Raw genomic sequence first — 11,308 nt, forward strand, 5'->3', positions numbered from 1 at the left:
CCCGGCATCCTTGAATGCTGCGCGAGACCGGCGACATGAGCCTCACTTGAACCGTCTTGAAGCCAAGGCTCACGGCAAACGATAGGCATCCAAGATTGGCGTCGGCCCCTGCGTCGGGTCGGCGAGTAATGGCTCCAATCCTATCCGAACTTGGGCATCAAGACGCGGGACCCGGTTCTCCGAAACCAGGAGCGTTGACCCGCGAACCTGATTGCGTGGGACCTCGAAGAAAAACAGAACGCTTTTGGGGAGCCCGGGTTCAGCCCGGTGCGGGGCCATCTTCGAGCCGGGGCCCAGTCGTCGCGACTGCCGGTATTCGAGCCCTGTTGGTCCCTTCAAAACAGCCTCCGATATCACTGTCGTCGATGTCGTTGCAGCAAGCGTTGCCTCTATGATGATCCAGACACCGCTGGTGGAATAGACGGACAACTTGCCAAACCGCGAACGAGAGACGTTGTTGGCAAGCGTCAGCCTGTCGAGCTTGATGGAAAACGTGCGTCCGTCGACGGCTTCGTCGACAACGCCGTTCACCGCAATCGGACCAGTCAAATCGGAATATCGGGGTTTTGTTTGTTGCAACCCGTAGCAAACAAAAATTGTCGCGCCAAGCGCTGCCAAATTGCGTATCGCGCGTCTCACGCTACGATCCCTTGCCTATGTTGAGAAATCGGAACGTCCCGATCGCATGCTGGTTAAGCCAATTGGGCATTCCGTAGAGATTATCCTGTGATTTAAATGATTTGGCGAGAACTGTGAAACCTATCTCTTGCGGAATGGGCACAGTCGCAGGCATCCGCCACATATAGGCAATCCGCTCCGGCATGCCGGGATGAAGCTCCGGACCAAATGACCCGTCGCGCGTGAGGACGACGATCGGCGCCTTCAGTATCGGGCCAAGTTTGTCTTCCGGGCGAAAGACCGAAAGGTAGTCATTGGTCGATTGACTGGTGCGGTTCTCGAGCGTCGCCTCAAACACGAGCAACAGCTCACCTTTTACTGGCGAGACGCCAAATGCCCGTTCGGCAGTGATATAGACTTGAGACGGTTCAAGCTTCCATTGACCGGCTTCTGTGGCTCGGTCGTTCGCAAAAATCGGGGCCTGTTGCTGCGGCATCGTTGAGAAGGCCCCGAAGAAGCCCGCGAAAGCGACTGCGAGAGCGGTGCCAAACCCGGCGCCTCCAAGGACTTTAGGTGTTGCTTGCCTCATGCTGCAGCCATCGGTCGGAGATCAACAACAAGATCAATTTCCTCCCCTCGTTTCAAAAACGTGAAGGACACCGGATCAAGGTCGAGAGATCTCGCTACGTTCGCAGCCAGCCTTCCAAACAAGGAATATGCTGGATCGGCCTTTCGGGCGTATGACAACAGTGTGTTTTCCTCGCGAATATTCCTCACGATCAACGCGCGTTGGGGCAAAAATCCTGAACGGCGAATGAGATCACCCAGTAGCCAAGCACCGCTTCCACTTGGCAACCCACCGCGAAAAAGATGCGAAACAACGATTGAATCGCAAATCTCGCTGGACGCGCCGTCGACAGCGCCCACGATTTCGATCTGCACGAATGCCTCAAGTTGGGGGATCCTGGATGTCCAGAAAGTGCCTTCATTCTGATATTCGGTCTCGTACCCAACCGGCACGCGCCTGCGGAGCCCGGAACGCTCGTAAAGGGCCGGTTTAGCTACGGACCACGTCGACTTGCCACCACCTGTCTCGGTTATCGCCTTGCCACCATCCCGCTGGTGGAATCGAGCAATCTGGGGCGATGGCTTGATTGATGGCGCGAAACCGGGCGGTCCGATATCTTGCCGTGGCCGGCGCCTGCCGAACATCTCAAGATGCGAAAGCCTGCCCACAGAAGTCGGTTTGTCGAAGGCCGCCCGGAGCCTTGGATAGTCGGCGCTCGCCGATATGCGGCGATCCCCTTCCGCCCTGACTATCTCAAGCATTGGCAATGACAATTGCGAAGATCGCGCTCGCGTTGAGCTGATAGTAACCGGCGATATCCTTACATTGGCGGCCTGATCCGGCAATCCCCGCGATGAATGCACAAGCATTTGCTCTGGAGAAAGGCTCGGGATAACCCGGTGAAACGCGCCAACTGTACTCGTCCCACTGTCGATTCCATCAAGTGAAACCTCAAGCGTCTCCAGTGCGTAAAGGCGCAACGCGTCGGCTGCCTCCTCCACGTTTTGGATTGCCTTCGTCGCAGCGCCGCTTGCGACCGTCGCAAAGGCAGGCAGTTGTTCGCAGCCAGCGAGGGCGGCAAGGGTCGATTGCGCATTGGCGAACGCATCCAAAGCAGATTGGATATGTTCATTGTAACCGCGCTTTTGCTCTCCATCCGTTGTGGCAAATTTCTCCTCCATGGCAAGGACAATAATTTGCAGCCGCCCGCTGACGTCTGCGATTGTCTCGAGCATGTCGAAGACCAATTGCTCTTTGTATTCTCTCGGCATTTTATCATTGAGCAAGCTCGAAGCACGGTTTACGAGCGTCTCCAAATTGCCAATCACCGTTGCCATATCGGTCGCGCCCAGTGTGAGCTCCGGAATATGTCGGACGCCAACATCGCGAATGATTGCCTGAAGAGCATATGCCACCTGTTCCACCAGGCTCGGCCCGACCATTTCCCGGGCGCCGGCTGAATCGGTATGTTCGGTATCGCGTTGGCTCACATTAACCCGCTCGAAATCCTCGATCGGTGATTTACGCTCGCGAAGCGCCTTTCTCGTGCTGTGATACAACCGGACCTCAGGTGGCAGATTTTGAAGGTCTTCAGTGGAACGGAAACTGAGGTCCCATCGCAAGTCGCGAACATTGCGCGCGAGCCGCATCAAGAGAAGTTGTGCCATAAGAATAAGATCACGATCGGGTTCCTCACGAGCAAATATCGGGCCAAGAAGGCCACGCAGATCGGCCGTCATGTCACGCACGAGACGAACGTCTTTCGCAGCCAGGCCATTTGCCGGAACGACAGCTACCGTAGCCTCGATCGCTTCCAATCCTTTGGTCGCGACGTCCATCTCGGTTTCGAGAGCCTGCAGAAATCTTTCCGCGTTTCGCAATCGATTGCCCCGATCGATCGGGCCGCCTGCCAGCCGATCGATCCTGGTAATGGCCCAGCGCATGGCAAGATCGGCTTCCGCGACGACCTCAGCATAAGTCGGTTCGGCGCGACCGACCGTGCCGCCCGACAGCCGTTCTATGAAGGCGCCAAGCTGTGCCGGGAGCGCTTGAGCGCCTTCCACCAGCTTCCAATAGTGCGTCGCGGCGCGGCGAGATCCCGCGACATCACGTGGCAGGGCTCTAATTCCTTTGATCATGTTCGAAACAGCGTTTGCAGCTTCCGCACCACCCTCAATTTGCCTGAAAGAGAGGTCCAACGTGCTCAGCCAGAGCGTGGCGTCGCCGAGCGTATGGAAATAGGCTTCGTCGATTGCCTGCTGCTTGGCGTCGAGAGCCTTCTGATCACGCGCAATCTCAGTGCGGTCTTTCGGTTGCGGTCGCGCTTCCACCGGCCGTGGGTGTTCACGCTTGCGCTGGTCTTCGAAACCAGGCACTTTTCTCCCGCGATACGGATAGATCACCGGCTGAAACTGGCCCGCAGAGGCGGTCAACTTGGATGCCAAGTTCGCCATCACCACTTTAGCGATTTGCGCGTTGTACACAGCCACATCCCTGGGCAACAATGGGCTGATGGCTGTGTTTTGGGAATGGTCTGTCTCAAACGGATCCGGCTCCGCGGCTGGGTCAACGGGCTTGCCCGCCTGCAGCCGCCTTGCGGCATCCCTGAGCGGGGTAACGCTCAGCGACAGATATTCCGCGCGCTGCGCGGCATCAGCATTGCCAGGCGGACCGCCCGACAGAAGTGTCCTGTCGGCGAGTTCCGCAAACGTGCGGACGTCGTCGCCGGCAGGTCCAGACAGCTCGGGTTTTCCGTGGTGGCCGCTTGCCAGCCGTTGCAGGCAATCCCCAAACGCTCTGTAATCGCCGTGCCGTATCGCTTCGTCCAAAGCGCCAAGATCTTCCTCAATCTCAGCCAAAGCCCTTCCCTGAGCTGAAGGTTGCGCACCGCTGCCTGGCTCGACAGCAGGAACATCGTCCTGCCCCTGTGGCAGCCGCTCACTCGGACCCGGCAGTGGAAGAGGATCAGGCTCTGGACGCCCCGCGCCGACACCGTCGGCGGGCGGATCTTCGTCGTCTGTTCGGTCATGCTCCGTGACGCGGACTTCAATTGGGTCGCCGCTACGGCTCGAAGTTAGATCGACAACTCCATTTTTAGTGGAGCCCTTCTTTCCAAGCGATTTCGCAGCTGGATCCGTTGAAACAAGAGGGGCAGTGGCGCCTAGACCTGCCCTAACGTCGATGACCAAATCGAGTCCACCGCCTCGCCCTCGCTCAAATTGGAAAGTTCCAGGTTCCAGGCCAAGCATCGCAAGTGCGCGGATCGCGCTTCGACCTAAGGCTGATTCTTCCGGACTACCGCCACCTTGATGGATCTCCAAAGTGTTTTCATTCGCGATTGCCCTGCCGATACCCTTGGTTGGTTGAACATTGTATGCGCGAAGGAGACGGGCGAGCAATTGAGCGCCGCTTCCAGGAGGCAGGTCTCCCCTGTAAACATGCGTCACCTCAACGATACCATCAGCGATAATCGGATCGCCTTCGCTATCAAACCCACAGTTTATCCTGACATGTGCGATAGGGTCATCCGGAACACGCAATCCGATACCCGTTGCATCGCTGTAGAATACAACCGGAGGCAACCGATTGCTCGATGGTCGGGTCGGCATCAGTTCAAGACCGCTTACCCTGGCGTCTTCGCCCTCGCCTCGCCGGTCCGACTCTCCTTCCCCTGCCCCGGACTGTTGAGACGCGCCAGGTTTGCGCTGATTGCCATTCATCACCGCTCCAGGGGGGCCTTCATCGCCAGAGCGTTTCGAGTGTCCGATCTTATCGTTCCGAGCATCTGCGATGTCTTGATCGTTGGGTGGAGGTTCAAATCCTTTCATCTGCACAAGAACGTGGAACGCTTCGAAGCGATCCAATAGTTCCTGGGCAGCTTCTAGCTCCCGCGGGTCCGTCGTACCCCTGGCCAGGTCTTGAAAGCCATTTTCGGTGAGGAACTGGTGCTGTGGCGAAAAACTTCTCAGTCGGGGTATCGAACTAGGCTCTAGGCCAACTTCACGCCCAACATCCAGCAAACTTAACAGATCCACGAAAGACGTGATGTCGATGGCTCCCGGTGCCAAGTAGGCGAGTTCGATCGGAGTGGTCTTCCGGAATACGGTGTAGGGCGGCTTCAACACCGCGCCTGGAACACCGTAGTCCACGGTGATGACGCCGCCCGCTTTGAGCGCTCGCCCAACCTTCCTGATCCAATCGACTGCTTCGAGATTGATTGTCAGTCGCTGACCATCCGGCAGGGAAGACCAGTCTCGCACAAGTTGGTCAACAATATGCAGATTGCGGGCCACCACCAGGCCCAAGTCGCCCTCGATTTCAACAAACTCATTGCGCTCATTGAGCCCGACATGGATTTCTTTCAACGCCCCCTCACGGACAACAACCTGGTGTACGGGAAACGCGTCGGGTAGTTCATTGGAAAGGAACACCCCGGATATATGTTGCAAGGGCAACTCGTAGGCGCTGGCATGCAGCCATTGGACTCTTGCACCTTCGAGCCGTGCTTTCTGGCGATCGATGAGCGCTTCACTTCGTTCCACGATGATGTAGTTGAGTGCGTCATGGAGCTCAGGGTGGGCTTCGCTCAGTCGTTCGATAATCGTAGCGGCTAAGGTGCCATTGCCTGCCCCCATTTCCACAACGTCAAATCGTGAGGGACGACCCATCGATCGATATACTTCGGCGATCGCGTTAGCGACAGCGTGTCCAAAATACTTGCTTGTCTCAGGCGCCGTTCTGAAGTCTGCAGCTATAGTGCCGGGCTCTTTTCTCCCAATGGAGACCGTTCCGGAATTGTAATAGCCGCCTCCGTAATCTTTGATGCCGTATAGGCTGTAGTTCATGAAGTCGCGGAAGGTGATGCTGCCGCCGCTCGTGCGAACCAGTTCAACCAGACGATCAACGAATTGAGGGTCGAGACGGTCGCGGATTTCTTGGGGGACTAACGGCTTGCCATCCGGACCGTGCGTCCTCTTTGCGGCACTCGCAACCTCATCGCGCGCCCGCTTACCTGCCGTTTGCCAAGTTCCCACCACCTCCGCAGAATGTCGCGCGCGAGCCAATCCTGGCTGAGCCGATGGCCCATCATCAGCTAATCGGGAAACTCGACTCCCGGTCGTCCCGTCACCGTCCACGGCGCTAACTGACTCTCGTGTTCGCAGCGCGGCATGGGCAGCATCCGATGGCAGCAACGTGCCTGCTTTGGAGCTGCTGCCCTCAGCATTATTTTCATTCTGCGGACGTTGAATTATAGGTGATTGATCTGCACTCGGCGCCTCATCTGCCTTGAGGAGCCCAGCAAGTGGTGACAGCTGGCGAGGCTCCTGCCCGGGAAAGACCGGCGGCCAACCATTTAGTTTGATCTTTGGCGCGCCAAGTTCTTCAAAGAGTATATGATGATAATAGGTGGGGTATTTCTCCCAATCGATTGCACTTTCAAGGTGTAGGCGCGCGGCATTGATCGCCTCGACTCCGGCCGGGTTCGCGCTAAAATAAGCCGGGATGGCGTGATCGATGGTGGCGATGGACATGACGTTTTCAGCCATAACAGTCGCTATAGCATAGGGGAGAAACGGGCTCTGCTTGCCGAACAGGTTTTCTTCAATTCCTTTCTTCATCGCGCCTGACATGGGCGGCGCATCTGAAGGGCTCGCGAACAGCGCCAAGGCATTTGTCATGCCTTCGTTGAAGGTGTCCGGGCTCTCAGGCGCCAGTTCGTCTGAGTAAATTTCCAGAAACGCATCAGCCTGCAGAGCATGGAGGAACTCATGCCTGAGGCAAAGGCCCGCATCGGCTGGATCCAGCGAGAATACTTCTTCAGAGAAGATTATATTCTTTGCATGCAGGGCGCCGCTCGGTGGCGTCACCATCCCAAGCACCCCTGCTGGAAGTTGGTCCGGTGGCACGATTTGGGCTTTGCTGATTAAAGACTGAACATTGTCGGCAGTAACGAATTCGGGGAAGGCATAATACAATGCCTCGGCAGCACCCTTTATTAGGCGCACATCTTGCGGATCGGGTACGCGGGGAATTCCACTTGGGGAAAACACATGTGCGGCGGGCGAGGCACCGTGAACGACGGCGGCCCATTCCACCGCTGCTCGCGTCAAGCTAGCATAAGTGCCCGCGTACCCGCCAAAGGAGCGCGCCATACGGGTGATCTTGGCCCCGTCCTTTGAATCGACAACGATGTTGACTTGAGCCCCACTCGCATCGGCAAACATCGCCAATGCACCTGAATACATCACTCTCAGTCCGCTGACGCCATGTGCACTCTCCAGTCTGTCGATAAAAGCATCGTTCGCGAGCACGTTGCCATAAATGGCGGAATCCGTTCGGGCATCGGCGCCTGCGGCCTCCGTCTGATCCCCGTTGTTGACGTTGATGGCAGTATCTTCGCCATTTTCCTTCGCAGCGAGTGTTGCCTCAAACAAACCGGACATATTCTGCTCGGTAGTCGCTGTCGTCGTCAGCGTACCTTGCACCTGGGGTGACGGTTCGGCTTCCGCCGGCATCTTGGACAATACGGGCTTGGGTTGCGGCTGATCCGTAGCCCCTTCGACCGAGACATTGGAATGCGCTTCCGTTGCGTCCCTCCCGACGATCTGGTCCTTGCCGGGAGCAAGCCCGTCTCGCGGTCGCTCCGGCGTTTCTCGGACAATGAGGTCGTTGAGCGAATCTGGTTCCGCAAGCCCAGGCCCCTCCCGGAAATGGGTGATGCCCAGTCGGGACCAATCCCTGCCGCCCGGCGCCGCTGCTGGCATCGAGGTTTTTTCTATCGGCTTGCGAACAACCTCTCCTGCTGCTTCACGGCGAAGCTGCCCTGATTTCCGGCGATCATAAAATATTTCAGCCAGTTTGGAGCCCAACGCTGCGAAAGGCAACGTGGCACCGGGTCCAAACCACTTCTCGACCCAAAGTGGTTGCCATTCAAGGCAACGCTGGCTCAGATAATGATCGGCGTCGCGAAAGATCAGGCTCTGGCTGTTCTCCAGACTGTGCGCCCTGAGTTCGTGGACGAGCGCGAGAGCAAGTTCGAGTGTTTCTCCGACGTTGCCCTGTACATCTGCGGTCGCCGTGTCGGCGCCAAACGCTCTCGCGAGCATCACGGCATGGTTGATGACAGCGCGAACCGCCTTGTCGTGATTGTCCGTTCGCCGTTCTTGTCTTTCCAGTCGATCCGGAGATCCGTACCTGACAGGGTGCTCATCTTGGCCCAAGATGCCAACCCTGCGTATCAGGCTATCGACGCAGTGGACGAACATGACGCCGATCTCGTCGCCATAGTCTATTTTGATTTCTTCAATCGTGGCCTGCAGCAGCCCCCGATAATCGCGCTCCGAAATCGTACCTTCGTACAGAGCGCTGTTAAGCTGGTCCACGTTGGTTGCAGGCCTTGTTTCTGGCTCACCGCTCAAGGCCTCAGTCAGCGACGGTTCGAAAACAGTTGCTGACGGTGGTTCATTCCCCCGGTCAGGTTCAGCAACTTTATCAGGCGAAATGAACGCAGGTGGAACCTGGCTCCTTTTTTCCGGCGGGCTCGGTCCGTCAGAGGGGTGGTACTGTGCCGACATATTGTGATTATCGTCGTTCTGCACCGGACTGCCGTGAAGGACGCTATACCTCTCAGTGATACCTGCGATTTGGTCGAGGTGCCCATTGATTGCGTTGATTGCCGCCTCCATCTTTGACGCCGCGTACCATCCGCCTTCCGCGAATTCGGTCTTCAGCATCTCCAGAGAACGGATGACATCCTGATAGGAATGGTCAAATTCAGAAGAGAAATCAGGAACGCCCGATTTTCGGCTCGCTTGCCGTAGCCGCTCCAGCGCGGCGACACTGACAAGCCTCACCTCTCTCTGTACCATTTCGATGTCGTTAACGGTGGTGCGACCTTCCCTATCTTCTGCGGCGCTCAATTCGGCGCTGAGGAACCTTCGATTGTTATCCAACGTCGAACGCACCGTTTCGAGCATTCCAAGCGCATCTTCGATCGCGCGCCTGCCGGCTCCGCTCAGAGCCATGCGCACGCCAGGAGCGCTTGCCGTTTCGTTACGGCTCGAAGCGGTCCCCCGTTCCAACATCTCGCGAAAGCCGTTTTCAGCCTGAGTGCGGCCCCGTCGATAGACATCAATGTCGTCGATGGCTGCCTTAAGAAGTGCCTGATACTTAGAGCTGACACTGTAAGAACTTGCCGGTGGGGTATCGGCCCACTTCAAAATATTTCCAAAAGCAGCCTTCAGGTCTGCGGACGGATCGGCGAACCCAAATTTCGTACAGGTGGTTTCGATGAGTTGCAGAGAGCGCTTCTCAGAAGCGTTAATTTCGTCCCAAAACTCGCTCGGTATGTCGTCGCGGGTTTTGATTCCACTGAAAAGAGAGGCGCGAGCTTTTCTCAAGATTGAATCCCCCCGATCGAATTCATCGACGAGTTTCTCGATCGCCTTCGTGCTCAACGCGGTAAGGGGCAATCGCTGATCAGAGTCCACGTTGGTCGACGACATTTGGGCAGCGGTGTCGTCGCCCACTGGAGGCGCGTCGTCCAGTCCACTTGTCTGAACAAGCGTTGCTTCCTCGATCCGAAAATACGGTTCATTGCCAGGGCTCGCCGGTGAGTCTCCCTCGGTCAACCAATTGGCTGGCTCGGGATCCGCTGCGGCTTTTCCTATCACCAATCCTGATGATCCCGGCGCGCCCTCTTCATGGCTATGTGCCGAATTGAGCCCGTCCATTCTGCTCGGCTCGGCCGAAACTGTTCTGGTCGCGCCATCGCCAGAGAGGGCGATACCAGTGGCGTCTTGATCAATGTCAAAGAGGTTGCCACTAATTCTCCATGACCCACCCGTCATTTGGCCACTCATCGAACGCGTTGCTTCGCTCGCCCATCGGTTACCGCTCATGAGCTCGAGCCCATCGCTCCCGTGCGATCCGGCTGCCATTGGCGTGTCAGCGTCGTCAGAGCTGGCCGCAGCGGCAACAACAATGTCGTTCCCAGGTCCATCCAACGTGGCCGCTATTATCGATGTGGCTGTCGCGTGACCATCGGGCCGGCCGTCTCGGTTTCCGGGGCCACCTTTATCCTCGTGATGGATCCCAAGCCGCGAAACATCGATCCCGCTGATCCCAGGGGTCGCCGCTCGGTTGCCTCCTCTTGGCACGAGCCCGTCGCTCCCGTGCGATCCGCCTGCCGCTGATGTGTCTGTGTCGCCAGGTCTGACTGCAGCGGCAACATCAATGTCGTTGCCAGGCCCATCCAGCGTGACCGCTATTGTCGATGTGGCTGTCGCGTGATTGTCGGGCCGGCCGTGTCCGTTTGCAAGACTGGCTTTTTCCGCGCTGTCCGCCCCATTCAAAGAAAGATCGATCCTACTGATCCCAGGGTTTTCCACCCGGCTTTCATCGAGCGCGACGTCGACAGCATCATCAGCCAGATGGAAAGCTGTTGTCTCCGCCGTGATGGACGGTACGGCGGTGGCTGCATTGCGCACGTCTAGAAGCTTTTCATGCGATAGCGGCGTGAGCGGGTCCTGGGCGCCATGCGAAGACGGTGGCCTGGCGCCGCGTTCCTGATCGGGCAGGCTCACCATGGCATGGCGAAGACGCTCTTCCTCGGTGAGAACCTTCATCGCCCTGCGATGAAGGGCACCAACTGAGCCATTCCGCCAGTCGTATGCATCTTCGCTGTCGTCATCGTCCGCGCGATCGCGCAGCGCCCGATGGATCGAGGTCTCAGTGTCGATGGTGGCGATGGCGGCGGTGACCGTGGGCTGCGGCGCCACCGCAGGAGGTATGGCCGCATCGACCAAACGGGGCTGGGCGATCGCTACGGCATCTGGATTGATGACCGGACGTGTCGGGTCGCCTGGACGTTCGCGCCGACCGGCGCCTGTGTCGGCGACGGCGCTGACACGGTGCGGTTGGTCGGCTGATCGCCGGTTGCCAGTGATCTGTTGGCCGGGATCATCGCCAGGATGCCAGGTGGACACGATGGTTGTTATCGTGGCCGGTTCGAGGGCTAAATCGGTGCGGATGTGATCTCTGCCTGCTGGCGGATTGCCGTGCGGCAGTGCGACCGGGAACGTGTCGGCGCCGATGTCTGATGCTGGTCGGTTTGCCGGGCTG

At 57.8% G+C, this 11,308-nt stretch carries 4 protein-coding genes; 1 reads left to right on the plus strand and 3 read right to left on the minus strand.

All coding sequences use genetic code 11. The annotated features are described in order from the left end of the window. Positions 1-69: 69 nt before the first annotated feature. From IB262_RS33320 to IB262_RS33330, 3 genes are read right to left on the minus strand one after another with little or no spacing between them, the layout of a single operon-like run. Positions 70-639 (minus strand): hypothetical protein, encoded by a 570-nt coding sequence (locus IB262_RS33320; protein ID WP_192494460.1) that lies wholly within the window; start codon positions 637-639, stop codon positions 70-72. Position 640: 1 nt separating this feature from the next. Further along, positions 641-1,207 carry a hypothetical protein gene (locus IB262_RS33325; protein WP_192494461.1) on the minus strand — a complete coding sequence of 189 codons (567 nt, stop codon included), beginning with the start codon at positions 1,205-1,207 and terminating at the stop codon, positions 641-643. Then, on the minus strand, positions 1,204-10,812 hold the full coding sequence (locus IB262_RS33330) for an SAM-dependent methyltransferase (protein WP_210337814.1): 9,609 nt from the start codon (positions 10,810-10,812) through the stop codon (positions 1,204-1,206). The genes IB262_RS33325 and IB262_RS33330 overlap by 4 nt, the downstream gene beginning before the upstream one ends. 90 nt (positions 10,813-10,902) lie before the next feature. Here IB262_RS33330 and IB262_RS35780 point away from each other — a divergent pair, with 90 nt between their 5' ends. Then, the gene (locus IB262_RS35780) at positions 10,903-11,115 is read left to right on the plus strand and encodes a hypothetical protein (RefSeq protein WP_210337816.1); all 213 of its coding nucleotides are present in this window, start codon (positions 10,903-10,905) and stop codon (positions 11,113-11,115) included. The last annotated feature ends 193 nt before the right edge of the window (positions 11,116-11,308 follow it).

It is taken from the genome of Ensifer sp. ENS02 (assembly GCF_014851885.1).
Classification (GTDB): Bacteria; Pseudomonadota; Alphaproteobacteria; order Rhizobiales; family Rhizobiaceae; genus Ensifer; species Ensifer adhaerens.